General features: G+C 46.4%; 18 protein-coding genes and 2 tRNA genes. 13 read left to right on the forward strand and 7 right to left on the reverse strand.

Translation table 11 applies throughout. The features are described 5' to 3' along the window. Positions 1-141: 141 nt before the first annotated feature. The 5 genes from E4N69_RS00665 to E4N69_RS00685 all read left to right on the forward strand — a co-directional run bounded on the left by E4N69_RS00665 (position 142) and on the right by E4N69_RS00685 (position 12,527). Entirely contained in the window at positions 142-4,800 is a 4,659-nt protein-coding gene (locus E4N69_RS00665) for an Ig-like domain-containing protein (RefSeq protein WP_253824156.1), read from the forward strand. Positions 4,801-5,040: 240 nt separating this feature from the next. Further along, on the forward strand, positions 5,041-6,912 hold the full coding sequence (locus E4N69_RS00670) for an MFS transporter (protein WP_371922395.1): 1,872 nt from the start codon (positions 5,041-5,043) through the stop codon (positions 6,910-6,912). Positions 6,913-7,008: 96 nt separating this feature from the next. After that, complete coding sequence (gene malQ / locus E4N69_RS00675) at positions 7,009-8,775, forward strand: 4-alpha-glucanotransferase (RefSeq protein ID WP_253824158.1); 1,767 nt, start codon at positions 7,009-7,011, stop codon at positions 8,773-8,775. Positions 8,776-8,851: 76 nt separating this feature from the next. Further along, complete coding sequence (locus tag E4N69_RS00680) at positions 8,852-10,618, forward strand: ABC transporter ATP-binding protein (protein WP_253824159.1); 1,767 nt, start codon at positions 8,852-8,854, stop codon at positions 10,616-10,618. A 1-nt stretch (position 10,619) separates the two neighbouring features. Next, a complete protein-coding gene (locus E4N69_RS00685) occupies positions 10,620-12,527 on the forward strand; it encodes an ABC transporter ATP-binding protein (RefSeq protein ID WP_253824911.1) in 1,908 nt (635 codons plus the stop codon). A gap of 424 nt (positions 12,528-12,951) precedes the next feature. On the opposite strand, the gene E4N69_RS00690 is transcribed toward E4N69_RS00685, so the two are convergent. Both E4N69_RS00690 and E4N69_RS00695 read right to left on the reverse strand, forming a co-directional pair. Continuing rightward, positions 12,952-15,261 (reverse strand): heavy metal translocating P-type ATPase, encoded by a 2,310-nt coding sequence (locus tag E4N69_RS00690; protein WP_253824160.1) that lies wholly within the window; start codon positions 15,259-15,261, stop codon positions 12,952-12,954. Positions 15,262-15,423: 162 nt separating this feature from the next. After that, positions 15,424-15,795 carry an ArsR/SmtB family transcription factor gene (locus tag E4N69_RS00695; RefSeq protein ID WP_016522542.1) on the reverse strand — a complete coding sequence of 124 codons (372 nt, stop codon included), beginning with the start codon at positions 15,793-15,795 and terminating at the stop codon, positions 15,424-15,426. 277 nt (positions 15,796-16,072) lie between these two features. Here E4N69_RS00695 and E4N69_RS00700 point away from each other — a divergent pair, with 277 nt between their 5' ends. Beyond that, positions 16,073-16,948, forward strand: coding sequence for an AEC family transporter (locus tag E4N69_RS00700; RefSeq protein ID WP_253824161.1), 876 nt, complete (start codon positions 16,073-16,075; stop codon positions 16,946-16,948). A gap of 381 nt (positions 16,949-17,329) precedes the next feature. Here E4N69_RS00700 and E4N69_RS00705 read toward each other — a convergent pair whose 3' ends face one another. Genes E4N69_RS00705 through E4N69_RS00715 form a run of 3 tightly spaced genes read right to left on the reverse strand, consistent with a single transcriptional unit; the run spans position 17,330 to position 19,986 of the window. Next, positions 17,330-17,653 carry an HMA2 domain-containing protein gene (locus tag E4N69_RS00705; protein ID WP_253824162.1) on the reverse strand — a complete coding sequence of 108 codons (324 nt, stop codon included), beginning with the start codon at positions 17,651-17,653 and terminating at the stop codon, positions 17,330-17,332. Continuing rightward, positions 17,650-19,746 (reverse strand): heavy metal translocating P-type ATPase, encoded by a 2,097-nt coding sequence (locus tag E4N69_RS00710; protein ID WP_253824163.1) that lies wholly within the window; start codon positions 19,744-19,746, stop codon positions 17,650-17,652. Before E4N69_RS00710 ends, E4N69_RS00705 begins: the two co-directional genes overlap by 4 nt. A gap of 21 nt (positions 19,747-19,767) precedes the next feature. After that, positions 19,768-19,986: a hypothetical protein gene (locus E4N69_RS00715; protein ID WP_162662024.1), complete on the reverse strand. Its 219-nt coding sequence runs from the start codon at positions 19,984-19,986 to the stop codon at positions 19,768-19,770. Positions 19,987-20,206: 220 nt separating this feature from the next. Between E4N69_RS00715 and E4N69_RS00720 the strand changes: the two genes are divergently transcribed. From E4N69_RS00720 to ptsP, 3 genes are all read left to right on the forward strand, one after another. Next, positions 20,207-20,277, forward strand: a tRNA-Gln gene (locus tag E4N69_RS00720). A 71-nt stretch (positions 20,278-20,348) separates the two neighbouring features. Further along, positions 20,349-20,420: transfer RNA gene (locus E4N69_RS00725), tRNA-Glu, on the forward strand. 76 nt (positions 20,421-20,496) lie between these two features. Continuing rightward, on the forward strand, positions 20,497-22,254 hold the full coding sequence (ptsP, locus tag E4N69_RS00730; protein WP_253824164.1) for a phosphoenolpyruvate--protein phosphotransferase: 1,758 nt from the start codon (positions 20,497-20,499) through the stop codon (positions 22,252-22,254). A gap of 61 nt (positions 22,255-22,315) precedes the next feature. Here ptsP and E4N69_RS00735 read toward each other — a convergent pair whose 3' ends face one another. Both E4N69_RS00735 and relB read right to left on the reverse strand, forming a co-directional pair. Beyond that, entirely contained in the window at positions 22,316-22,582 is a 267-nt protein-coding gene (locus E4N69_RS00735; RefSeq protein WP_162662026.1) for a type II toxin-antitoxin system RelE family toxin, read from the reverse strand. After that, the gene (relB, locus tag E4N69_RS00740) at positions 22,582-22,803 is read right to left on the reverse strand and encodes a type II toxin-antitoxin system RelB family antitoxin (RefSeq protein WP_162662027.1); all 222 of its coding nucleotides are present in this window, start codon (positions 22,801-22,803) and stop codon (positions 22,582-22,584) included. The genes E4N69_RS00735 and relB overlap by 1 nt, the downstream gene beginning before the upstream one ends. A gap of 191 nt (positions 22,804-22,994) precedes the next feature. Here relB and der point away from each other — a divergent pair, with 191 nt between their 5' ends. The 4 genes from der to whiG all read left to right on the forward strand — a co-directional run bounded on the left by der (position 22,995) and on the right by whiG (position 26,353). Then, positions 22,995-24,476, forward strand: coding sequence for a ribosome biogenesis GTPase Der (der, locus tag E4N69_RS00745; RefSeq protein WP_253824165.1), 1,482 nt, complete (start codon positions 22,995-22,997; stop codon positions 24,474-24,476). Further along, positions 24,452-24,817 (forward strand): MerR family transcriptional regulator, encoded by a 366-nt coding sequence (locus E4N69_RS00750; RefSeq protein ID WP_230977822.1) that lies wholly within the window; start codon positions 24,452-24,454, stop codon positions 24,815-24,817. The genes der and E4N69_RS00750 overlap by 25 nt, the downstream gene beginning before the upstream one ends. Positions 24,818-24,887: 70 nt before the next feature. Next, positions 24,888-25,544 (forward strand): hypothetical protein, encoded by a 657-nt coding sequence (locus E4N69_RS00755; RefSeq protein ID WP_253824166.1) that lies wholly within the window; start codon positions 24,888-24,890, stop codon positions 25,542-25,544. A gap of 20 nt (positions 25,545-25,564) precedes the next feature. Beyond that, the gene (whiG, locus tag E4N69_RS00760) at positions 25,565-26,353 is read left to right on the forward strand and encodes an RNA polymerase sigma factor WhiG (protein ID WP_162662030.1); all 789 of its coding nucleotides are present in this window, start codon (positions 25,565-25,567) and stop codon (positions 26,351-26,353) included. Positions 26,354-26,362: the final 9 nt, after the last annotated feature.

The raw sequence follows: 26,362 nt of genomic DNA on the forward strand, positions 1-26,362 counted from the left end.
TACAATAAAAGGGTGTTTATGCAATAATGCCCTTAATCAAAATTAGTATAAAAGTTGTAGCCTACCGGTACTTTCTGTAGGTTTCCGGGGAAAGCTTCCGTATTAAGCGAGAGCTTATTTGTTTTATCTTAAGGAACTTTTATGAAAAAGCTACTGCTCTGTGTTTGTCTATTTCTCTCTCTGGTCTCATTTCTATCTGCGGGTGGTAAAGTTGAAACTCGTACTGTAGATAACCCTGAAAGCTGGGATGAAGCCTTTGATCTTACTGAGAAAAAACCGGGTAAATATAATGTACTTGTTACGGCTGAAGACTCGGCTGGTAATATCGGAGAGGCCGGTCCCTTTAATATATATATTGATCCCCGCTCCGATCAGCCTGTTGTGTCTATTACCAACCCCGTCAAGAATATGAATATTACGGGAACTTTCAGTGCCTCCGGTACCTGTTTTGATGATGATGGTATTGATTATATTGAAGTAGCGTTGGATGGCAATGAACCTGTTCGTGCAAAAGGCAAACAGTTTTGGACGCAGACTTTCAATACAGCTGATTTGCAAGAAGGCGTACACCGTATTACTGCATGGGGCACCGACATTAACGGATTAAAGAGTGATGGGGTTTTGGTTGAGTTTAATTTGAACTTGCATACGCCCGAAACCTTTGTAACAAGTATGGATGACGGCGCCTTGATTTCAGGCAAGAAGGTGTTAGAAGGAATTGTGCGAGATGGAAACGGTGTAAGCAAGTTATTTTATTCGCTTGACGCCGGGCATACTTATACACCGCTTGCTCTTAAATATGATAAAAAAGCAGGCGTTTCTTCCTTTAAGCTTGACCTTGATACACGTAAAATGCCAGAGGGGCCGACCGTATGTTGGTTTAAGGCTGTGGATAAATTAGGGGCAGAGGGTATTTCCACGTTTTTATTCTTTATTGATAATACTCCCCCCGTGGTTGATTTCTTTTATCCTGCCCCCGCGGAAAGGGTTAGCAGTGTTTTTGGAATAGCAGGCTTTGCAAGCGATTCGGTAAACCTCAAGTCTTTATCGTGGCGAATGGGAAATCAGGCAGGAGATTTTGAACTGATTAAAGGAAATTCTTATTGGGTTAAAGAATTCGATGTGAGCAGTTTTTCAAATAAAACCGAGACGGTCGAAATTACTGCCGAAGATGCAGCCGGCAACATTACGAAGGTAATGCGGACAATTACGATCGATAAATCGGTGGATATTCCACGCCTTACAATAGCGCAGCCTGCTGCTAATGCCGTTACCGGTAACAGTGTGTATCTTGCCGGTTCAATTGAAAGTGCCTCGGGGGTCTCTGAGATACGCTACAGGCTCGATCGAGAGGAAGAAATAACTGTGCCTGTCAGTATGGGTGCGTTTGGTGTTCCTGTTACCAATATTGCAGGAGGGGCGCATACGATTTCGGTTTATGCCGTTACCCCCCAAGGTGTAAGAGGTAATACCGAAACGGTATCTTTCTCGGTAATAGGTACGAAGCCTGTTATCGGACTTGAGGGAACCTCTAGTGTCGTACAGTCGGTAGCACCTGACAGCCGCACTCCTGTTACAATAAATGTTAGCGCTGGGGCAGGACTTGATTCAGTTTCATATACTGTTGCAGATAATGCTGAAATTCCGGTTTCCATAAGGAAAGGGGCTGCAAATACGCTTATCCGGATTCCGATTGATGCTTCATTTACCGGCAGGGTGGTGCCCGTTGCGGTACAGGCTTCTGATATATATGGTCGGGCGGTTGCTCAAACGATTTTAATAGATTCGCAGACGACTTCGGAAGGAGAAGCTTTTGTATGGGCGGAAGGAAATAAATCTTCTGATGGAACTTTTATTTTATCCGATAACAATACGTTAACAGCAGTGTATCGCCCTGCAGGAGGGGCGGAGATTGCTTCTGCCGAATTAGCTGGTTCTACAATACCCTGCGAACTATCGTTTTCAGGTCACATCATTGCGCTCGCAATTACTGAAGAAGGCTTGTATAAAAATGTACGGATTACTGTTACCGATACGGAAGGCCGTACCTTCACATCTTCAGGTATTAATATCCTCATGGATAAAACTGCTCCGGTAATTAAGCTGGCGCTTACCGAAGAACCGCGCTTTATAAAAGAATCGCTGGAATTAGCCGGCACAGTTTCCGATATTTCTGCATTACAGTCAATAACATACACGGTCGGCGATTCCGAGGCTCAACCGCTTTCCTCCGCTAAGTTTTCTCAGAAAATCGCTTTGGGAAATTATCCTGACGGAGTTATTGTCGTGGGTGTACATGCAGTCGATGTGCTTGGACAGAAAAGCTCTGCGTATCGGACATTCTATAAAAACTCACAGGGGCCGCAGGTGTCACTTATTCTCCCTCGTGAAGGAGATAAAGTTAACGGCTCTATTTTGATGGTTTTTAAACCGGATAACTATTCTGCGCTCGAAAAGGTCGAATATAAACCGGAAGGTTCTAATCGTCCATGGGAGCTGATAGAAATTTCCCCTCTTCCCCACAAGATTATCGGTACGGCGTCCGCACCGATTGGTAAGGGAATGGTGTTCCGATTTACAGATAAGGCAGGGAATGTCTCAACATATAACGAGTATCCTTTTGAAATAGATACTGAATCGGATAAGCCGGTTATTGAAGTACACTTACCGGAAGAAGATGCTATTGTGGTAAAAGATTTTGTTCTTTCCGGTATTATACATGATGATGACGGCGTTTCGAAAGTCTTTTATCAGATTGACAATGGCACAATAAAATCCCTTGAAGTAAAAAATACCTTTACGATTCCGTTTGCTTTAACCGATTTTACGGATAACGAACATACTATTTCGCTTTATGCCGAAGATATTTACGGTGTTAAGAGCAATGTGTTTAAGCGGAAGGTACGGGTTTCTCTTGCACCTCCCTCGGTAGCGGTTCAAACACCTGTAAGTACGTCCATAGTAAAAGATATTATTACTATCACAGGAACTGCAGCCGATAAAAATGGCGTTAAGTCAATTGAGGTGTCGCTTGATAACGGGAATACGTATTCTAAGGCGGAGGGGAGCGAAAACTGGCATTACGATTTTAATACTGCTGTGATTGCCGATGGGACTCATGTAGTATTTATAAAAGCTATAGATCAGTATGGCGAAGAATCTCGAACCTCTACCTTGGTAAACATTGATAATACAGCGCCGGTTCTCAAGTTTGAATATCCAATTCCCGGTGGAAAATACGGTAATGACCTTTTTATTTCAGGGCAGGTATATGACGAAACCGCCTTAAAAGAAGTTGCTGTCCATATAAAAGGGTTACAAGGTCAGTCGGTACCGGCGAAGTTTTCAAATACGGTGCTAGAGCCGAAGCTTATCGTCTCCAAGACTATCAATGTTGCAGATCTTCCTGAAGGATCTTATAACCTCGAAATTGTCGGTTCAGATGAGGCCGGAAATGTCACCAATATTGCCCGAAATTTTGTCATTGATCGTAGTAATGATAAAGGAAAGATCGAGCTCCTTGCTCCACTTATGGGAGAAACATTGGTAGGCGAGTTTAATATATATGGAAAGATATCCAGTACGATTTTCCCTGATTCCGCGACCTTATATATCGATGGTGCGGAACGTGGTACAGCCACTATTTCTCCGACCGGTTATTTCAATTTTAAAATAACGCCTGAAGGTATGACTGAAGGTCCACATAAAGTATCGGTTAAAGCGGAAATTGTGAAAAACAAGCCGGAAACTTCTGCCGTACATTCGATAGTTTATAAGGCTACAGGTCCATGGATTACGATTGATAATTTTGCGATGGGTGATTTTGCCGTCGAGCGGCCGTATTTGAAAGGCAGGGCGGGATACACTCTTTCCGAGGAAGAGGAGCTATTGCTCAAAGATAAATCTACAGCAGTCGGTATTCGCGAGGCAATTGCCGCAAAGAAATTAGTTGCTGTAGAGCTTAGCTTTAATAATGGTAGAACATTTATCTCTCTTGGTTCAAAAGCTAACTGGAGGTACCGGCTTGAAACCGGAGATATGGCAGAAGGTGAGCATTTCCTGCTCGTGCGTGCCCGGATGGCAAATAATGAAACTGCTGTTTGTCGTATGGTGGTAAGTATTGATAAGACTGCTCCTGTTGTTACGTTGCTTACTCCGGATGAAGGCGGGACCTATAACCAATCTTTGAGGTATGCAGGATTAGCAACCGATGATGTTTCCGTTACCAATGTTGCTTTGTCCTTACGGAAGGGCGATAAATACCTTTACGGCATACCCAAGGTCATACAAGGGTTGCATTTTGATGTTGGTTTCTGGGGTGCTACGTTGTGGAATGCAGGAGTTGGATTAAGTTTCTTCGGAAGCAATGTGAAATTACAACTTCATTATGGGCAGTTTTTGCCCTCGCAATGGAATTTATTCTATAAGGGTGAAAGCATGCGATATGGCGGACACGTCGTCAGTATGAAGATCCTAGCAAATGTATTCGAGCTACCTTTTGAATCTTTCGCGGGGCCTGATTGGTCGTGGTTATATATGACCGGTGCTTTAGGGGCAAATTTCTCGGTCTTTACAAAAACCCAAAAGGGAAAACCGCAAGTCCTTGCAGCTATGCTTGCACAGATAGAATTCCCTCGCGTTAAGCTGCCAAAGAAAAAGATAAAATATTTTAGAAGTTTCGCTGTGTATACGGAGGGGCAACTTTGGTTTATCCCGACCGATGTCAGCGAAGGATCATCATCCAAGATAAAGGGTGTTCGTCCGCATATATCGGTCGGTCTTCGATTTGATGTATTCTAAAGAAAATAGGGATGTCTGGAAACTTGTCTGCTTTTTTAGGCATCCCCGCAAGTTTAAAATTAAGTCTTATGCAATAATGACTTAATTTTAAACATTGCATCTAAATCTAAGAAAACTGTCCGAAAACTGTTTTGCAGTCTGCCTTAACGGATATAATAAATCATCTCCTTGCAGAAAAAGTCGATTGTAATATATGAGAGTCTATTGTATGATAAGACCATGAAAATAAAAGAAAGACAAATGACATGGCGTACATACCTTGCCTATGGCGGCGGGGATTTGTATGGCGGCGGTTGTTTTTTTATTGTTACGACATTTTCAATGTATTATTTGGTAAACGTCATCGGGGTGCATCCCGCATTGGCTGGCTTAATTCCGGCAATCGGTAAGGTATGGGATGCGGTTTCCGACCCGATGATGGGATATATTTCCGATAACACCCCGCGGACGAGGTTTGGCAAACGGCGCGTATGGTTTTTAGTTTCTATTCTTCCCATAGCCTTATCATTTATCCTTATTTGGTTTCCGATTACCATTGAAGGGCAAACAGGCAAGTTTATCTTTTATACCGTTGCTTATATCATCTTTTTTACGGTTTCAACCGTGTCTTATATTCCGTATGCAGCGCTCAGCGCCGAAATAACAAAAGATTTTTCTGAGCGGAATAAGCTGAACAGCACTCGACTGATGTTTTCGTTTGTTGCAACGTTGCTTGGCGGGGTGCTGGCGCAGCCTATTATTGACCATTTTAACGGAAGTGCTCAGGGGTATTTTATCATGGGATGCGTATTTGCACTCATTTTTGCACTCCCATGGATACCGCTTTATTTTGAAACATGGGAACTTCCTCAGAATGAATCCGCAGAAAAATCAACTCAATCGTTTATAAAAAATTTCTTATCGCTATTTCAAAATAGGTCATGTAGAATTCATATTGCGATGTACGTGTGTTCTTTCGGTGCGCTTGATATTTTTATGTCATTTGTACTTTTTTATATTGTCGACTATTTAAATAAGGGAAATATTTTTGTTATTGCCCAGGGAAGTCTTTTAATTGCTATGATGGTGATGTTGCCGGTGCATAGCTATTTTATCAACCGGAAAGGGCATAAGCCTGTTTACATTACAGCGCTTACCGTATTCATCCTCGCTATTTTATTGATGGGGCTTCATACTTCCGCATCCAGCGGCGTGTGGCTAATACTGAACATGGTACTGATGGGAATAGGCATAGCAGCGAATAATTTAATTCCTCATCAACTGTTGCCGTTTATTTCCGATATAGACCGTGTGATGAGCGGTAAACAGCGTACGGGTACATATTCAGCGGCGATGACGCTTGCGCGGAAGCTGTTTTTAGGTTTGATTATCATGCCGACAATCGGTGTCGGGTTGAGCAAAATCGGATATAAAAATCCGGTGCCTTCAATTTTGACGCAGAGCCAATTTGCGGAAGCGGAAGCACTTTGCAAAAGTACGGCGACATCGTTTTCGAAAATAGAAAAATATTATGCTCTATATGAAGATGGCAATTTGCATTTGAAGTACGCCGGCAAAGATACGGACGGCATAATAAAAAGTATCTATAAGAAACACAAAGCCGTCGCGAGTACTGAAGTGATTTCTTTTTTTGAAAACACTGATTCTTTTACAGAGATTCCGACAAGTATATTTGATGATTTTATCCTACCGTCTTTCCATACTGCAGACTTTGCACAGGCCGATAATAAATTTCTTGTAGCGTCTTCGTACGAGAAAGAAGGTACCATGTATAAAAAAATAATTCCCATTGGTTTTTATACAAAATCCGATTTATATGATTTGAAAGTGTTATTGGATGCGATCGATTTTAAGTATTCGGGTATTGGTCAGGCGCAAAAGCCGCAGCAAAAACAGGAAACGCTCAATAAAATCAGATTGATGTTTATCGTGTTGCCTGTCTGTATGCTACTGCTTGGCATTTTGTTTGCTTCACAATTTAAAGTTACACCGGAGAATCATCAAATCATTTTAAACGAAATCAAACGCCTTGAAGCTGGCGGTAGCAAACAAGATGCCGATGAAAAGACAAAAGCTGTATGTGAGTTATTAATCGGGAAAAAGTATTGCTGAATGTCCGAATTTTCAAAATGAATATTCCGACATTCCTCAAACATGGAGTTATCAAAAGTGCTTCTATTTAGCTGCAATCTAGCAACAGGAGATACTATGCTTTCAAAACTTTTAAACCGTTCTGCAGGAATACTGCTCCATCCGACTTCCCTTCCGAGTAATGAAGGGATTGGCACACTAGGCAAAACCGCCTATAACTTTATCGATTGGCTTCACTCTGCGCACATACGACTATGGCAGGTACTGCCGCTCGGTCCGACCGGTTACGGGGATTCTCCTTATGCGGCATTTTCGAGCTTTGCCGGGAACCCGCTGTTGATCGACTTGGAAACACTTTCGGAGCAAGGATATTTGACTGCCGATGATATCAAGCTGCCGGAGTACCTTTCTACAGATGGTAATATCGACTTCGGTTCGGTAGTCTATTGGAAAATACCGCTCTTAAAAAAAGCCGCATCGGCGTTTCTCAACAGGATTAAAGACGGTAGTACCGCCGACACAGAATTGAAGGACGCATTCCGGCGTTTTCAAAAGGCGAATAAACATCTTGATGACTATGCGCTTTTCATGTCGATTAAAGAAGTATACGATGCGCAGGCAGCTCAAGAAGGTGTATCCGGAAAACTGTGGAACAACTATTGGCCGAAAGCCCTTGCCTGCCGCGACATGGAGACATTAAAACGTTGGGCGCAGGAACATCGGCATGAGATTGACCGATATAAGGTCATTCAATTTTTCTTTTTTGAGCAGTGGACGCGGCTTCGACAGTATGCAAACGAAAAAGGTATTTCGATTATCGGGGATATCCCGATTTTCGTAGCACCGGATTCTTCGGACGTATGGGCGAATCAAAAACTTTTCCAGCTGGATGAAAACGGCGTACCGACAGCGGTTGCCGGAGTACCGCCCGACTATTTTAGCGCAACGGGGCAGCTGTGGGGAAACCCGCTCTATAATTGGGAGGCGATGAAGGCTGATAAATACCGCTGGTGGATTGACCGCATTGACGCATGTTTGGAACTCGTCGATTATATTCGTATCGATCACTTCCGTGGTTTTGAAGCGTATTGGGCGGTACCCTTCGGCGCTCCGACTGCGGAAAAAGGCGAATGGCTGCCCGGCCCCGATCATCATTTTTTTGAAGCGGTACAGCGCGCCCTACTCAAAAAGAACAGTGAATATGCCAAAGGTTTGCCGATTATTGCCGAAGACCTTGGGGTCATTACCCCGCAGGTGGAGCGTCTCCGCGACGACTTCCATTTGCCGGGAATGAAAATCTTACAGTTTGCTTTTAGCGCCGCAGAGGTACGGGAAGTTGGCTTTACCGATGCCTTTTTACCGCACCGGTATACGCAAAACGCTGTCGTGTACACCGGTACTCATGACAACACTACATTGCGAGCATGGCTTGATACGCTTTCGCGGGATGATTTTGAAGTACTGCTGTTCTACCTCTACGGTGAAAGACCTGCCGTAGAATTGCTCGACGAGCTGTTTTCGGCGGAGCATACTGAAGCACGGAATAGTACGTCCGAACCGACAGAGCATACCGCAGTACGGCACGGCACAGCCGATGCGGCGTCTCCTGCAGCAGATGATGGGACGGCTTTGCAAGCCGCTGCTTTTAAAGACGATCTCTGCGCCGAACTGATTAAGCAAGCGCTTTTCTCGGTAGCGGTTTTTGCCGTTATTCCGTTCCAAGACCTGTATGCGCTGGGAGCGGAAGCGCGCATGAACGAACCTTCTACCCTTGGAAAAAACTGGACATGGCGCATGCCGCGCGGTTTGCTTACCCCGGAATGTGCCGAATGGCTGAGCGATTTAGTTATCGCATCCGGGCGGTGCGGGATAAAATGGATATAGTAGAACAAAAAGGCAAAAATACATAGAACCCTTAAAATGTGTACTAATTTTTTAGACTGTGCTACGATAAGTCATCATGCTGAAGACGTTATCCAAAAGCCTGCGGGAATATAAACGAACATCCGTTATCGCAGTGCTGCTGACAATTACGGAGGTGGTGTTTGAAATAATCATCCCCTCCTGTATGGCGTATCTCATTGATTTTGGAATTGAAGCCGGTGCAATGCAAACGGTGTTCAAGTACGGGGCGGCGCTTTTGGTCTTTGCGCTTATTCAATTACTGACGGGCGTGTTTTCGTCGGTTACTGCGGCAAAGGCATCGGCGGGTTTTGCGGCAAATCTGCGGCAGGATATGTACGACAACGTGCAGACTTTTTCTTTTTCCAACATCGACAAATTTTCACCGTCTTCCATTATAACGCGGCTTACCACCGATGTAACAAACGTGCTTAACTCCTATCAGATGCTGGTAAAACTTGCCGTGCGCGCACCCGGAATGATGATCTTTGCGATGATTGCATCGTTTAGAATCAGTACGAATATTTCCCTCATCTTTCTCGGTATGATTCCGCTGCTGGGACTCGGTATCTTTCTTATTATCCGGAAGGTACATCCGATATTCAGAACTGTTTTTAAAACCTACGATAAGCTCAACAATGTGGTGCAGGAAAACATACGCGGTGTCCGGGCGGTAAAATCCTTTAATCGACAGCAGTACGAAATTACCAAGTTTGAAAACATTTCCGAATCGATTTACAAGGGCTTTTCAAAAGGGGAGCGGTACATTACGCTGATGATGCCGATGGCGCAGCTGTGTATTTATACCTGTATGATTTTGATTTCGTGGTTCGGTGCAAAGGAGATTGTTGCGAGCGGGAACAATGCTGCACAGGGGCTAACTACCGGATCGCTGATGGCGCTGTTTTCGTATGCCGCTCAAATTATGATGAGCTTGATGATGTTTTCGATGGTTTTTGTGATGATTACCATTTCCCGCTCATCTGCGGAACGCATTGCAGAAGTTTTGAACGAACATCCCGATATTAAAAATCCCGAGCATCCGGTAATGGCGGTAAAAAACGGTGAAATTCAATTTGCCCATGCCGACTTTATGTATACCGCCGGTGCTGATAAAAAAGTCATCGATGATGCAAATATAAGTATCCGGTCGGGAGAGACGGTTGGAATTATCGGCGGCACGGGTTCGTCAAAGACCTCTTTCGTGCAGCTGATACCCCGCTTGTACGATGTTACCGCAGGTTCGGTCAGCGTCGGCGGCGTGAGTGTCAAGGACTACGATATAAAAACACTGCGGGATGCGGTGGCGATGGTATTGCAGAAAAACGAATTGTTCTCCGGTACGGTGAAGGATAATTTAAAGTGGGGCAACGAACACGCAAGCGATGCCGAAATTGCCGAAGCGTGCCGCCTTGCCTGCGCCGCCGAATTTGTGGAAGCAATGCCGGATGGGTATAACTCCCGTATCGAGCAGGGAGGCGCCAATGTTTCCGGCGGACAAAAACAGCGGCTTTGTATTGCGCGGGCGCTGCTCAAAAAACCTAAAATTTTAATCCTGGATGATTCAACCAGTGCGGTAGACACCAAAACGGATGCGCTGATTCAAAAATCATTTAAAGACTTCTTACCCGACACAACAAAGATCATTATTGCACAGCGGATTTCTTCCGTGCAGCACGCAGATAAAATCCTCGTATTCGATAACGGTGTCATTACTGCGGTCGGCACACATGATGAATTGCTGCATACAAGCGCCATCTATAAAGAAGTCTTTGAAACGCAACAAAAAGGAACTGACGGAAAAATCGGAGGTTCCGATGCATAATATGAAACCTGCTCACGGTGCGAAACCGGAAATGAAGCTTTCCATGCCGGCCATCAAACGGCTTCTTTCCTATCAGAAACAGTACAGGGGCATCCTTGCGGTTGTGACGGTCTGTATTTTATTAAGCGCAGGCGCAACCGCCGCCGCCTCTCTCTTCCTGCAAGTATTGATTGATCAGTATATTCTGCCGCTGCTTGCGCAAAGTACTCCGGTATTTACCGGACTGCTACGGGCGCTCATCGTTATGGCAGCGGTGTACGGCGCCGGTGTCCTCTGTTCATGGATTTACAGCCGTTTGATGATCAATGTGGCGCAGCGGACGCTCAAGCGGATCCGCGATGAGATGTTCGCAAAGATGCAGCGCCTGCCGATCCGGTATTTCGACACGCACACGCACGGCGATATTATGAGCCGCTACACCAACGACACCGACACACTCCGGCAGATGATTACACAGTCAATGCCCCAGTTTGTTTCTTCCGTGTGTACGATTATCGCCGTGTTCTGTGCGATGCTGTATCAGAGTGTGTACCTGACGGTCATTGTTGTCGCTTCCATCTTTTCTATTTTGAACGTGATTAAGTTCGTCGCAAAAAAGAGCGGCTTCTATTTTGTCCGCCAGCAGGAGACACTCGGACAGCTCAACGGCTATGTTGAAGAGATGATAAACGGACAGAAAGTGATTAAAGTGTTCTGCCGGGAAGAAGCGGTAAAAGCTGAATTTAAAGAAAAGAATGCCGCATGGCAGGAGAGTGCTGCAAAAGCAAATGCGTATGCAAATATCATCATGCCCTTTATGAATGCGCTGGGATATTTTCAGTATGTGATTGTCGCGCTTGTCGGTGCATGGTTTGCCATTGCAAAAATCCCCAATCCGACTATTGCCGGTATCAACACGCTGACGCTCGGTACCATCGCTTCATTTTTAACGCTGTCGCGGAGCTTTACCAATCCCATTTCTCAGCTATCCAATCAGCTCAATTCGGTGATCAATGCCGTTGCAGGAGCCTCGCGGATTTTTGCGCTGATGGACGAAGCGCCGGAGGAAGATGCCGGTACCGTTACGCTTGTCAACGCACGGGAAGAAGCAGGCACCTTGTCCGAAGCAGCTGAACGCACGGGGGTATGGGCGTGGAAGGAAACACATGAAGACGGTGCAATTTCTTTAACCCGTTTGACCGGCAAGGTGATTTTTGAACATGTCGATTTCGGTTATAGCCTTGAGAAAAACGTGCTGAAGGACATAAACCTCTTTGCAGAGCGCGGACAAAAGGTTGCATTCGTCGGGGCGACCGGTGCAGGCAAAACAACGATTACCAATTTGATCAACCGCTTCTACGATATTAACAGCGGCACTATTACCTACGACGGCATACCGATTACCCGCATTAAGAAAGAAGACCTGCGGCGTTCGCTCGGTATCGTATTGCAAGAGGTGAATTTATTTACCGGCACTATTATGGAAAACATTCGATTCGGCAACTTGGATGCAACCGACGAACAGTGTATCGCAGCGGCAGAACTTGCCAATGCGCACAACTTTATTACGATGCTGCCCCACGGATATGACACGGTTATTGAAGGCAGCAAAAACTCCCTTTCGCAAGGACAGCGGCAGCTCTTATCCATTGCCCGCGCCGCAGTCTCCGATCCGCCCGTTATGATATTGGATGAAGCAACCTCTTCAATCGACACAAGAACCGAAGCGCTCATCCAAAAAGGTATGGATAGGCTGATGGAAGGCAGAACCGTTTTCGTCATCGCCCACCGCCTTTCCACCATCATGAACTCCGACGTTATCATGGTCTTGGATCACGGCGAAATTATCGAACGCGACACACACGAAAGCCTTATTGCTAAAAAGGGACGGTATTATCAACTTTACACGGGAGCTTTAGACTTTGAGTGATCTTTTGCAAATATACGGCACATCTACTTCGTTGTTACGCGAAAATTAATCCTCAACGTATCAAAGATACGCCTGCGGTTAATTTTCGCTCACGCCTCGTATCTGTACCGTCTCTTTGCAAAAGCGTTGGTTAAGGGCGGGCATCTGCGTTGCCGCTTAACAAAAAACAGTCCTCGACGTACAACAAGTACGCCTGCGGGTGTTGTTTATTCAGCGCCTTGTATCCGGCACCACTATTTTCAAAAGGCTTACGGATAGTTTTTTCAACAGCACTGGCTATGCAAAACCGCCATGGAGGGCGGTGGTTCCAAGCAGTAGCGAGATTTAGGCTATGCACAAATCTCGTCGTTGAACAGTGTACACGGACGTACACTGTTCAACAGGCTATTTGTCAAAGCGCTGGCTGAGAGCCAGCCGTAACAACCTACCGTCGCACCCGTAGCGAGTTACACACGGCAAGAAGCGCGACGCCGACATCGGCGAACACCGCTGCCCATAATCCGATAATCCCTAAAGCACCGCCTGCTAAAAAGGCGATTTTAACAACAAACGACATAACGATATTTTGTTTGACGATTTGCCGTGTAAAGCGTGCCGACTTGATTGCCTGCGGAATGAGCTGCGGGTTATCGGTCATAAGAACGACGTCGGCGGCTTCGATTGCGGCGTCGCTGCCGATTCCGCCCATCGCGATACCTACATCCGCGCGGGCAAGAACAGGCGCATCGTTAATCCCGTCTCCGACAAACACGCAGACAGCGCGGGCGTTGCTTTTTTTCCGATCGGCGCTGATTGCTTCAAAGCGGGCGACCTTTTCATGCGGCAACAGTTCGCTGCTGCAGCGGTCAAGCTGCAATTCAGCGGCTATTTTTTCGCCCGTACGTTTCGTATCGCCGGTCAGCATCTCAAGATATCCGACCCCGGCGCCGCGCAGTTCCCGTATCGCTTGTGCGGATTGCGGTTTAATACTGTCACTGCAAATAATACAGCCGGCATAACGCCCGCCGTAGGAAAGGAATACCTTTGTTCCTTCAATTTGAGCAATGGAAGCAGGCTGCTTTTCCGCATCGCCGAAGATGAACAGTGCGGAACCGGCCGCAAGCTCCTGTCCGTTCCGCAGCATTTTAACACCGGAACCGGCTTTTTCCGTGTATTGCCGGAGTTCGGCTGCTTCTTTTTCAAACACGGCTGTTTTCTCTTTGCCGAGCTGCCCTTGAATAGCGCCTTTTATCGCAACGGCAATCGGATGGCCGGAATGATACTCGGCGATATAGGCAAGCTCAAGCAATTCCTCCGTGCTAAATTGTTCGGCAGGAAGAATATGCTGTACCGTTAAAATACCGGCGGTCAATGTGCCGGTTTTGTCGAATACAACACTGTCCGTTTTGGCAAGCGAGTCAATAAAATCCGCTCCTTTTATCAATATACCTTTTTTTGCGGCACCGCCGAGTCCGCCGAAGTAACCGAGCGGAACGGAGATAACAAAGGCGCATGGGCAGGATATAACAAGGAATACCAGTCCGCGCGAAATCCACGGAACAAAGGCGTTCCACGAAAGCGGGCTGCCGTGTACAGCTGAAAGTACAAGCGGCGGAAGGAGCGCCAGCACCACTGCACCGATCGTTACAATCGGCGTGTATACCCGCGCAAAGCTCGAAATAAGCCGCTCCGTTTTTGCCTTGCGGTCTTGCGCATGTTCCACCAACTGCAGCATTTTTGCCGCAGCGGTATTTTCCGCCGCTACGGTGGTTTTAATCACCGCAAGCCCGTCCGTATTGACGAATCCTGCCAGTACCGTACCGCCTACTTCAATAAAACGCGGAACACTCTCTCCCGTCATTGAAGAGGTGTCAAAAGAACACGCTCCTTCGACCAGTATCCCGTCAAGCGGAACCTTCTCTCCCGGTTTTACGAGGATCAGCGTACCGATAGGAACATCTTCCGGGGCTACAATGTCAGGGTCATCCCCTTCATGATGATGCCCGCAGCAGCACTCTTCGGCATGATTATGCGTATGTTCGTGTTCATGCTCGCAATCGCATTCTTCATGTTCGTGATGATGTTCATGGCTATGTTCGTGTCCACACTCGCAGTTTTCCGAATGGGTATGGTGATGTTCACCGTGTTCGTGCCCGCATTCGCACATCTCGGCGTGAATGTGTTCATGGCTGTGATGGTGATCATCATCCTCATGTTCATGACCGCAACAACTATGTGCATCGCTGTGTCCCGATTCGGAGTCGGCAGGATTACGGTAGAGCCGGACAAATTCGGGACGCAAATCCATCAAGTTGGTAATGGAACGGCGGGACTGTTGAACGGCGGCCGCTTGCAGCAGCTCACCCAAGTTGTAAAACAGCATAACGGCGGCGCCTTCCGACCACTCTCCGAGTATGAATGCACCGAGTGTCGCAAAGGTCATCAAAAAGTTTTCGTCAAAAATACTCCCCTTACCGATGGTCTTTAGCAAGGTTTGAATAACTTCCAGTCCCGCAGCAAGCCACGAACCGACAAAAAGCAGTGATGAAAGTGCAATGGAGTAAGAAGCGCCGCTGAACTGAACGGTCATTTTGAAAGGTTCGGAAGCAATTTTCAATACAATCCCGGCGATAAAAAACACCGCCGCTGCGCTAAACCGGATAATATCGTGTTTATCCCACAAACTGTCATGATGATGTTCATCATGATTATGCGTTTCGTGTATATGATTACATGCCATACAACTACAAGCCATCTTACCTCCTATAAAAACTTTTGCAGGATGTTTAAACATCCGAAAAAGTTTTTAGTCGTGCGCGTTACGCGCACACGTAAATAATCAAGTTTGCAACGCAAACTTGAGACAAAAAGCGCTGGCGATATTTTAGACAGCGTTTTTTGTCATCTCTCCTTTGGTCTAGCGCCCTTCCAGAATATGCTCCATGCCGACGCTGTATAAGATGCCGACATGATTGTCCTCTATAGAATAGTAGATTTGTTTTCCCACCCGCCGCGAACGCACTATTTTTGCTTGTCTGAGGATACGCAGTTGATGAGAAATTGCCGAAGCGGATATTTCAAGTACCTCCGCAATGTCGGCAACGCACAGCTCACCCGCCATTAACGCGGATACAATCTTGATACGGGTCGAATCACCGAAATTCTTAAAAAAATCACTCAATGCGGTCATCGTGTCCTCGTCGGGGATCTTTGAGCGTGCATGAGCTACGGCATCGGGGTTAAAATACTCTGCCGCTTCATCACTCATCGGTTCTTCTTGGTTTTCCATTGTGCGGCCTCCTTACGTCAAGGGCAAACGTTGTAGGCATTTTTTGCCCTGTTCAGTTCGTTTAAATCACTCTGCTTATTCAAATGAGCAAGACAGGTGTTATATTAAACAAATATATGAACAGATGTTCAATTGTTAGTTTGATTATATGTGTAGGTGAGGATGCTGTCAAGATCCTATCTTTTGAAAATATGTGGGTATCTCTATTTTCAAAAGATAGGAAAATATTTAAAATATTACTGATATGTTTACCTGTCTGCTGTAAAAAGGGGGAATAATGGCTGTTAAAATAGTGCTTCCGTTTTTGTATCTCGGGTTCGGTTTTCTTGTGGGAAAAGCGCCGATCGATATAAAAAAGCAGACGGCATATTTGCTTACCAGAGTAATTATTCCGCTGATCATTATTTACAATATTTCAACGTGCCGTGCCGACTTATTTGTCAGCATATTCGCTATGATTATTATGATGACGGTAATGATGTATATGAGCCGGCTTTTTAGCGCCGATGCCGTCGAACGGTTATGTTTTTTCTATTTAAATATCGGGTGGCTTTCATTGCCGATTGTTGCAACGGTATGGGGAGACAGTGCTGCGACCGCCGTGCTCTCGCTGTATATCGGCAACTCTCTTTTCGGAAATTCCATCGGCGCCGGTATGTTGATCAATAACGGCGCTGCAAAGGTCGATATAAAACGGACGCTGAAATCTCCGCCCGTGGCTGCGCTCATTATTGGCATTATCTGTATTCCTTTCGGGGATAGTATCAAACTCTATTTGCCGCCCTTATATCGAATACTTAAATTAGTCATGAGTATTTTAGGAATGGGTGTACTCGGTATGTGGCTTGCAAAGATTAAGCTTGAAATCAAGGATTTAAAACTAACGCTTAAACTGGCGATAATGCGGGCTCTTACAGTCTGCTGTCTAATGACGCTCTTTATCTTTATTGCGGGGCTGCTGCACTTGGGATTAATAACCGCCAACAAGCAGGCGTTGTATATGATCTGTATCTTGCCGCCTGCCGCCAACATTATCGTGCTTGAAACACATTACTGCCATACGGGGAAATCTGCGGGACTCACCGCGTGGGGAACACTGTTGAGTTTAGTGCTTATCCCGATATATATTGTGGTAACAAGGTTGCTGTTTTAAACCATGGCAAACGCATCAGGCGTTTTTTTTAATAGCCCCGCAGAATGATTCGGGCTGTTCAACCTTTCTTTTGAAAACAGGCGGGCATCTACTTCGTTATTTCACAAAAATTAGTCCTCGACGTGCAAAAAGCACGCCTGTGGGTAATTTTTGTTCATGCCTCGTATCTGCCTCACCTCTTTTCAAAAGGCTAACGCAAAAATTATTTTTAACCATTAACCCCAATTATTCTGCGATTTTAATCTATCCTGCCTGATGCGTTTGCCCGTCCACCACTGAAAAAAAGTGCGAAATTTTATTTAAAATTTCGCACAGAAGGAAAGCAACCGCTTAAAATATTTCTGATACGGTTGCTCTGCGTTTTAAACGCTACCGGAGCGGTTACGCCGTTTCCCAGTTTTTGACGTATCCTTCCAGCTCATCCAGCAGTGCAAGAATGACAGCTTTATTTTTTTCAGAATAAGCTTCAGCCTCTTTCTCCAGCTTTTTAAAAAACGGGAGCAATGAAGTAAGCTTCGCTATCGGTACCTTGGTCGGATGGTACTTTATCAACACACTTCCGGTAACGGGATTATGCTCAATCTCTTTGATGATTGATGAAAGCGCCGGAGCTTTCAGGATGGATAATGCCCGCTCGGTGATTGCGGTGTCTTTAAAGACAGGCGCCCGCAGCCGTATGCGACCGGGAAAAAAGCCGGTAATCATCGCGCGTCCTTTAACAACTTTTGCATGGATTCGATACTGACGGCAATGGTCAGCGAATTATGCAGCGTCGCCGCGAGTGCGGGTGGGATAAGACCGAACATACCGGCAAACAAGAGCAGTGAATTGCCGCCGATAATCAGCTTGTTGTTTTTATCTATCCGTGACAGCGTTTTTTGACCGAGCTTCCGCACCGTAATTAAACCGGAAAGTCCGTCGTCGGCCAATACGATATCGGCAGTATCGCCTGCGATGGAAGAACTGTTGCCCATCGCAATGCCGACATCCGCGGCGGAAAGTGCAGGCGCGTCGTTGATTCCATCACCAATCATAATTACCTTATGTCCGGCATTTCGTGCTTCTTGCACATACCGCACCTTATCTTCCGGCAGCGTCTGCGCATGATATTCCGTGATACCGGCCTGAGCTGCAACCTTTGCAGCCGCTTGTTCGGCATCTCCTGTAATCATAACGCAATTGCGTACACCCAAGTGTTTCAGCTCGGAGATGGTTTCTGCAGTACCTTCCCGGGCGGGATCTCCAATAGTCAAAATACCGGCGAGCTGTCCGTCAACCGCCAAATAGAGTAATGAATAGCCTGATTTTTCCGCAGACTTCTGCACGCGGGCTATTGCTTTGGTGGTCGGAACTTTTTCATCTTCAAAAATAAAATGAGCGCTTCCGATACAGAGCCGTTTGCCTTCTAACGAGGACGCGATACCGTGTGCGACAATGTATTCTACCTTCGCATGGCGCTCGGGATGGACAAGGTTTTGTTCTTGAGCGGCTCGTACCACGGCTCTCCCCAACGGATGCGGAAAATGTTCCTCAAGACACGCTGCGAGCCGCAATGCTTCGTCTTTTGTAAAGGAGCCGAACGGGTGCACTCCGGTTAAGACCGGTTCCGCATACGTGAGGGTTCCCGTTTTATCGAAGATAACGGTATCGGCAAGCGCCGCCGCTTCCAAATACTTTCCGCCTTTTACGGAAATGCCGTGCTCCGCCGCTTCCTTCATTGCGGAAAGAACGGCAATAGGAGCGGCCAGTTTCATCGCGCAGGAATAATCGACCATCAATGTTGCAACGGTTTTGGTGATATTCCGCGTAAATAAATAGGTTAAACCGGTCAGTAGGAAATTGAAAGGCACTACTTTTTCTGCGATACGTTCCGACCGTTTTTGAGCGGCGGCTTTTAAGGATTGAGAGCGGTCGATCATCGCGATGATATTATTCACTTTTGTTTCCGAGCCGACCGTGCGTACGCGGATGTATAGCTCACCTTCCAGCAAAATAGTCCCTGCAAAGACAGTCGTGCCACTCTTTTTTTCTACCGGCAGCGATTCACCGGTGATGCTCGCTTGGTTCACGAGTCCTTCACCCTGTTCAACATTCCCGTCTGCGGGGATTTGGCTGCCGGCGCGAACGACGATGAGGTCATCTTTTTTAAGTGCGGAAGGAGGAATTGTTCGTTCTTCATTTCCTTCGATAAGATGTACCGGCTCGTTTGAAACCAAAAGCGTTTGCGCCAGATTATTGTACGATTGCCGACGGGTCAGCTCTTCAATTTCTTCTCCCATATCGAGCAACGTTGCTACAAAACGAGCAGTCTGCGCCTTACCGTCAAGAACTGCAACTGTCAGCGCCGTTGCATCGAGTAAATCCGTGCTAAAGAATTTTCCTGCAAAGATGGACTGAACCGCTTTGGCAATGCGCGGTACAATCCTTTTGTAGAGCAACAGATTGCGTATCGGCATCGGGAGAAGTGCTCGTACGGTAACGTCAAAGAGCGTGGAGGCGAGTACATCGAAGATGCTTTCGGGCATCGGGACTTTTGCAACGGAGTCAAGCAGGCTTTCATCGGACAGGTATTTATCGGAAAGGACTCGGAATAAGGCGAGCACTTCAGCTTCCGAAAGGGTCTTTACGTCGTAATAAACCAAAAAAGATGCGACTTTGGGATTAACTTGAATGTCGGTTATTCCTTCTTGCACCGCGATGAGTGTCTGCGCAAGAATAGCTTGCCGCGGCGAAATTTCAACCGCATTGTAGTGCAGTCTTATTCTGCCGGGCAGGGAGTGTTTAACGGTTACGTTCATTGATAAATTGATAAAAAGTTCTTATGCGTTTTGCGATTGGTTATACGCAGCTTCGGCCGCGATATCCTGTGCGTCCTCTTTCACCGATTCCATAAAGGCAACCGCATCCTGTTTGAGCTGCATACCTTTTTCCGTAACTGCTACACAGGCCTTGCGGAATGCCGGAGTCCGAATAAGAGCAGCTGCAGCCAATCCCGCTGCAACACCTACACCGAATGCAACCCATTTATTGGAAAACATATCCTACCTCACTTATTTCATATTTAAAATCTGCCGTCAGTTCTGCTGATAAGGCATTTTATATTTCCACGATACCAGTTTTTGTTGAAAAACACAATAAGATGCAGTTTGTTCTATAATCAGAGCCGCTCCCCTATCTTTTTCGGTTAGATTTAACGTGAGGCAATGCGTATTCTTGACACGTAGTAGTAATATATGATAGTATACCCTCCGTCAACTTTCCCCGGTTGTGTAATGGTAGCACCGCAGATTCTGGTTCTGCTTGTGGGGGTTCGAATCCTCCCTGGGGAATGTGCCGAAAACCTCTAAAAATAATCATTTTTAGAGGTTTTTGCTTAGTAAAGCACCCGATGCTCTGTTTTGGTCCCTTCGTCTATCGGTTAGGACATGAGATTCTCAATCTTAAAAGACGGGTTCGATTCCCGTAGGGACCGGTCTCTTCCTATCGTATTGTTGCATATCAAATTCGGTTATATATGCAAACCTCATCATTTTTTCTATAATGCTTTTATGAAAAAATTTACCGGTTTACCTGTCTGTGGTGGGCTTGTTGTGGGGCGGATTGTGTGCATCCCCGAAAAAGCCGTACAAACGGCGCCTGTTTACACAATTACTGCACAAAATATTAAATCCGAACAAGAGCGGTTGCGCACTGCGGTGCAAGCTGCCCAAGAGGAGCTGAGGCAGGCGCTTATCGAATACCGGACGGCAGATGCTGACACTAAATCCCCCGAGCAGACTATTTTGGAAACCCATCAGGCAATGCTCGCTGACGAAGAGTTTATCCGTGCAATTTATGCAGAAATTGAAACTTCGCTGATGAATGCCGAATCGGTACTCAAACGGAAATTGGATGAAGTTATAGCCATGCTAACCGCCTCGGGTGACAGCTATCTGTGCGAACGGGCGGTCGATATTCAGGATGCATATGAACCGGTTTTTTCTTATTTAAATCCCCAACATAAGCAGACTCCCTCTCGGTTTGTAGGGGTATTGCCTGACTCTTTGCTTGCGGCGCGGGCGTTCAAGCCATCCGAAGCGCTCGAAATAAAAAAACTTGCACCCTGTGGAATTATTATGGAAGAAGGGGGCGCGACCAGTCATATTGCGATTATGGCACGAGCGTGGAATATTCCGACGCTGATTGCCGTTCAGGGACTTATGGATTCGGCAAAGAGCGGAATGTATGCCGTGCTGGATGCTACGAATGGGACGTTGACTTTGGAACCTAATGCGAAAACTATTGCACAAATGGAAGCCGTCGGCAGCGGCCGGATTGAAGCACCCGGAGAAGAGCAGGATTATACGCAAGTGTATACGCAAGACGGTATTCCCGTTCATTTGAGCGCAAACATCGCACTTACAGAGGAATCAGAACTGCCGTTCGTGCAGAACGCCGCCGGAATCGGGCTCTTTCGGTCTGAGTTCTTGTTTTTAGGAACTCAAGATATTCCCGATGAAGAGCATCAGTACACAGCATACCGTACCGTTTTGGAACGAATGGGCTCAAAGCCGGTGCTGATCCGCACCTTTGATGCCGGCGCCGACAAGATGCTGAAAGAGCAGGAAAATCTTTTGGAGCGAAATGCGCTGCTCGGTTGGCGAGGAATCCGGTATTGTCTAGATCGTCCCGAAATTTTTAAGCCGCAGCTGCGGGCGCTGTTACGGGCAGGTTGTGCCGGCAATCTGCATATTCTTCTTCCGATGATATCCTGTAAAAAAGAAATCACCGCGGTGCGGAATTTAATCAAAGAGATTGAGCAGGAGTGTGAACAGAATCGGATACCGTATAAGAAAGATATTCCGGTGGGCATTATGATCGAAGTTCCTTCCGCCGCAATCTCTGCCGACTTGTATGCACCGGCCGTTGACTTCTTTTCTATCGGCACCAACGATCTTATTCAATACACGATGGCAGCGGATCGGGAAAATCAAACCATTGCGCATTTAGCCGACTGTTTTCAGCCCGCAGTGCTGCGGCTTATCCGGCATGTTATCAAGGCGGAACCGCTTCTGCACCGCACCGGTGATTCGCGCGGCGGATTTGTGTCCATGTGCGGAGAGATGGCTTCTAATGCGGAGGCAATTCCGCTCTTACTTGGGATGGGCTTGCGGCGGTTCAGCATGGCAGCGCAAAAAATCCCTGAGATTGCGCAGCGGATTGAATCTATCCGGATTTCCGATGCGGAGGCTCTCTGCGAAGCTGTCAGCCGGCTGGATACCGCTGAAGGAATCCGTCGCGAAACAATGAAGCGCTTTCCGCTGTAGGGTAGCACGGTAAATAGACAGGCTTGGTAGAACCGTGAGGGTGCAGCGTATTTACAAGAGACTACTGATCGTAAACCGTCCTTCTATGGCCGACAGTTAGAGCAAGAATAACAAGTTCATTGTCTTGTATCGCACATATCAGCCGATAATCTCCTATTCTGTATCGCCACTGTCCGCTTCTATTTGCTGTGAGTCCTTTGCCATGTACGCGCGGATTTTCCGAGCCTTCAAGGTTCTTATCAATCCATGCAGCTATCATGCGTTGCGTATATTTATCCAGTTTTTTAAATTCTTTATCAAATCGAGCAGTCGTTTCAACCCTGTACATTACAAACCTAACTCTTTCTTGAGTTCAGAAAATGGACGGCTTTTTTTCCCGGTACTCACATATTCTTGATATGCCTCCGCAGCAACAGTAATATCATATTCATCTTCAATTTTTTCAAACAATGCATTCTTAAAAGCTTCTCCCAATGATACCGAATGCAGTTTTGCATAGCTATTCGCAATAGCTCTTTCTGCTTCTGTCAACCGTATTGAAAACGCCATACTATCACCTCCTCAACGTAGGATATTGTACTATATTGATTCAATTTGTCAATATTTTTGACAGTAGGTATCAGCAAGGAGGTCAATTTTTGAAAGCAAGTTTTGGACAACCTCGAACATCCTGATGGGTGCTTGAGAGAGCTGCGGTAATTTTCTATAATTGCAATCCGGTAAGTGTGTAAGGAAATATAATGAGCAAAAATCACAGGATAGATGTCGCCAGAGACGATGAGGCATTCGGTACAGATACGGCCGTGTATAGTGATACGGATGCGAACATAGAAGCTGCGGGTGCGGAATTCGACTACCGCAAAAAATATGAGAACACGCCGCTTGTGGTGATAGCAGGGCGTCCGAATGTCGGGAAATCTACCCTGTTCAATCGCTTTTTGCGGAAGCGCCGCGCCATTACCGATCCGACGCCCGGCGTAACCCGCGACCCCATCGAGGCACAGGCAATTATCAACGGGAAACCGGTACGGCTGATGGACACGGGCGGTTTTAAGCTGACCCGCAGCGGCGACGAAAAAGAAGACCAGATGGATGAGCTGGTTATAGAAAAAACGCAGGAAGCGCTCCGCCGTGCCGATAAAATTCTTCTATTATTAGAGGCCTCTGCACCCACTGCGGAAGACGAAGAGTTTATCCGCTTTCTGCGTCCCTATTGGGGTAAGCTCATCACTGCGGTGAATAAAACCGAAGGTGGGCGCGGCGAAGCGGAAGCCTATAACTACCTCAGCTTCGGCTTTCCGACACTCTTATGTATCAGTGCCGAACACGGGGACAATATTACGCCGCTTGCCGAAGAGATAACCAAGGGCTTGGACTTTTCGCGTGTATGCGAAGCGCCCGCCGATACTGCAATCCGCATTGCACTTATTGGCAAGCCCAACACCGGCAAGTCCACACTCAGCAACTACCTAACTAAGACTTCCGCATCGATTGTGTCGGAGATTGCCGGTACAACGCGCGATGTGGTGGAAGGAGAGTTTTTCTATAAAGACAGACAGTTTATCATTCAGGACACTGCCGGGATTAGGCGCAAGGCAAAAGTAAAAGAGGATATTGAGTATTACTCGGTTGTCCGCGCGATGAAGAGCTTGGAACATGCCGACATTGTCTTTCACCTGATCGATGCGGAGGAAGGGCTCACCGAACAGGATAAAAAGATCATCGTGCAGGCGACCAAGCGGGGGCTGGGCGTTATCTTTGTGTTGAATAAATGGGATTTGGTGAAAGGCGAAAAAAAATTCCGCGATGCGGAGCAGCATATCAAGATTATGTTCGGCAAGATGGAATATGCGCCGATTGTCCCTGTTTCCGCACAGAAAGGGAGCGGCATCCCCGACTTGCTCAACACCGCACTTGAGCTGTTCGAGCAACTGACAAAAAAGGTAGAAACATCCGCGCTCAACCTCGCGCTCAAGGACTGGCTTGAGGCGGTGCCTCCTCCGCACGGGCAGCGCAATTCGTTTACGATCAAGTATATGGTGCAAACCTCCGCACGGCCGGTTGAGTTTTTGATCTTTGCAAATAAACCCGACCTTGTCTCGGAATCCTATCTCCGGTACATCACCAACCGGATACGGAAAGACCTCGGCTTTAGCTCAATCCCCTTTTTAGTACGGGTAAAGGGTAGTCGGGTAAAATGGGAAGACCGGGTAAAACCGTGACAGGCTTTTCCATCGGCGAAGTTGAAAAGATAACCGGTATCAAGGCGCATGTTCTCCGCTACTGGGAACAAACGCAGCCCTTTTTGCGTCCGCAAAAGGATGAGCAGGGCAGGCGGCTGTATACCGATCATCACCTCGATTTAATCTTCCGTATGAAGTATCTGATTGAGGTGCGAAAGTTTACGCTTGAAGGTGCAGGCCGGCAGCTCCTCTCCGATCTTTCCGACAAGGGTGGGAGCAGCCGGATTACGGAGCTTTCCGGTATCCGCAGCGAATTACTCGATATGTATCGACTTTTGCAAGGAAGTAAAAATGTGTTTAAGCCGATATCTGAAGATTAACAAGCAAGTCTAGGCAATGCCTTGACGAGAGATAGAAATTCGCATAAGCTATTGAAGTGGAGGTTTGTCCGTGTTGAAGCTAAAAGCTCCCTTAATCATTGCCGGTACAACATGTGTTTTATCTATGCTTATCGGACTGATAAGTGGGGTTCGATTCTTACATATTTTGGGAAGAGGGCTTATTGCCGGTGTAGGAGCCGGAAGCTTTGTGTTCTGTGCACGGATTCTTTTAAAGCGATTTATCCCCGACCTTTTTGCACCTCCTGTTTTATCGGATATCGCTGAAACGGCAGATAGCTCTTCCGGATCAAATATTAATATTACCCTTGATGACGACTTGACGGCAGTAGCTCCTGCAACAGCAGGAGGTAATATGGGAACTTCTGCAACACCGAGCGCCACAGCGGGAGCGCAGGCAGAGTCTCAAAGCTCGGAGGCGTTTTCTGATGATTCTGCTACGGGCTCTTCAGATAACGATACTATATATGAAACGCCTGTAGATTCCGATTCTTCCCCTCTTTCTTTTAGCGATAGCTCTGAAGGCGATGGTGGCTTATCGGATTTACCTAATATGGGCTCATTTATAGATGATGATTTTGATGAAAATATCGATGATAGTGTACAACCGGATAGTAGCGGCTTTTCTATGACCGGTATTCAGACCGGTGGTACTGATAGTAAAGTAATGGCTCAGGCAATTAGAACCGTTTTAGCAACTGAGGATTAGAGGGTGGATGTTGATATAGTATGGGAAATATCAGTTTAGACACGAGACCGGAAGATGAGCTTTGGCTTGAGTATAAACATACACAAGACCCACAGCTTCGTGAGTTTTTTATTATAAAATACGCACCTCTTGTAAAATACGTTGCCGGTAAGGTTGCCGTTGGTATGCCGAATAATGTTGAGTTTGATGATTTAGTCGGGTACGGCGTATTTGGTCTGCTGGATGCTATCGATAAATATGATCCCGAAAAGAATGTGAAATTTAATACTTATGCAGTGACGCGGATCCGCGGCGCTATTTTTGATGAATTACGCTCAATTGATTGGGTTCCTCGTTCGGTACGTCAGCAATCCCGTGAAATTGAGGAAGTAATAGCGGATTTGGAAGCTCGGTTAGGGCACGGTGCGACCGATTCGGAAATTGCCGAAGCACTTGGCATGAGTGTCGAAGAATTCCATCAAGTTTTATTAAAAATTTCAGGTACCAGTATCATCTCCCTTACCGATTTACGGTTTGGGTCGGATGATTCCGAACAGACGCCTGTTGTAGACAGTATTGAAGCGCCGGCTTCGCTTAATCCCGATGTCATTGTAGAACGAGAAGAAATGAAGCGAATTATCGTGGATGCAATTAACGAACTTCCCGATAGAGAAAAAAAAGTATTAATCATGTATTATTATGAGGATATGACATTACGGGAGATTGGGAAAGTATTAGAGGTAACCGAATCGAGGGTGTCTCAGATTCATACCAGTGCAAACCTAAAACTTAAAGCAAAATTGAGCAATATTCGTAAGGGTATCCGTTAGGAGCGTTGC

Origin of the sequence: Treponema sp. OMZ 906, from assembly GCF_024181185.1 — a bacterium.
Lineage (GTDB): Bacteria > Spirochaetota > Spirochaetia > Treponematales > Treponemataceae > Treponema.

What these genes read in the sequence shown, in the direction of transcription:
- E4N69_RS00665 (WP_253824156.1), top strand. Translation starts at nt 142, where the DNA reads ATGAAAAAGCTACTGCTCTGTGTTTGTCTATTTCTCTCTCTGGTCTCA.
- E4N69_RS00670 (WP_371922395.1), top strand. Translation starts at nt 5,041, where the DNA reads ATGACATGGCGTACATACCTTGCCTATGGCGGCGGGGATTTGTATGGC.
- malQ (WP_253824158.1), top strand. Translation starts at nt 7,009, where the DNA reads ATGCTTTCAAAACTTTTAAACCGTTCTGCAGGAATACTGCTCCATCCG.
- E4N69_RS00680 (WP_253824159.1), top strand. Translation starts at nt 8,852, where the DNA reads ATGCTGAAGACGTTATCCAAAAGCCTGCGGGAATATAAACGAACATCC.
- E4N69_RS00685 (WP_253824911.1), top strand. Translation starts at nt 10,620, where the DNA reads ATGAAACCTGCTCACGGTGCGAAACCGGAAATGAAGCTTTCCATGCCG.
- E4N69_RS00690 (WP_253824160.1), bottom strand. Translation starts at nt 15,261, where the DNA reads ATGGCTTGTAGTTGTATGGCATGTAATCATATACACGAAACGCATAAT.
- E4N69_RS00695 (WP_016522542.1), bottom strand. Translation starts at nt 15,795, where the DNA reads ATGGAAAACCAAGAAGAACCGATGAGTGATGAAGCGGCAGAGTATTTT.
- E4N69_RS00700 (WP_253824161.1), top strand. Translation starts at nt 16,073, where the DNA reads ATGGCTGTTAAAATAGTGCTTCCGTTTTTGTATCTCGGGTTCGGTTTT.
- E4N69_RS00705 (WP_253824162.1), bottom strand. Translation starts at nt 17,653, where the DNA reads ATGATTACCGGCTTTTTTCCCGGTCGCATACGGCTGCGGGCGCCTGTC.
- E4N69_RS00710 (WP_253824163.1), bottom strand. Translation starts at nt 19,746, where the DNA reads ATGAACGTAACCGTTAAACACTCCCTGCCCGGCAGAATAAGACTGCAC.
- E4N69_RS00715 (WP_162662024.1), bottom strand. Translation starts at nt 19,986, where the DNA reads ATGTTTTCCAATAAATGGGTTGCATTCGGTGTAGGTGTTGCAGCGGGA.
- ptsP (WP_253824164.1), top strand. Translation starts at nt 20,497, where the DNA reads ATGAAAAAATTTACCGGTTTACCTGTCTGTGGTGGGCTTGTTGTGGGG.
- E4N69_RS00735 (WP_162662026.1), bottom strand. Translation starts at nt 22,582, where the DNA reads ATGTACAGGGTTGAAACGACTGCTCGATTTGATAAAGAATTTAAAAAA.
- relB (WP_162662027.1), bottom strand. Translation starts at nt 22,803, where the DNA reads ATGGCGTTTTCAATACGGTTGACAGAAGCAGAAAGAGCTATTGCGAAT.
- der (WP_253824165.1), top strand. Translation starts at nt 22,995, where the DNA reads ATGAGCAAAAATCACAGGATAGATGTCGCCAGAGACGATGAGGCATTC.
- E4N69_RS00750 (WP_230977822.1), top strand. Translation starts at nt 24,452, where the DNA reads ATGGGAAGACCGGGTAAAACCGTGACAGGCTTTTCCATCGGCGAAGTT.
- whiG (WP_162662030.1), top strand. Translation starts at nt 25,565, where the DNA reads ATGGGAAATATCAGTTTAGACACGAGACCGGAAGATGAGCTTTGGCTT.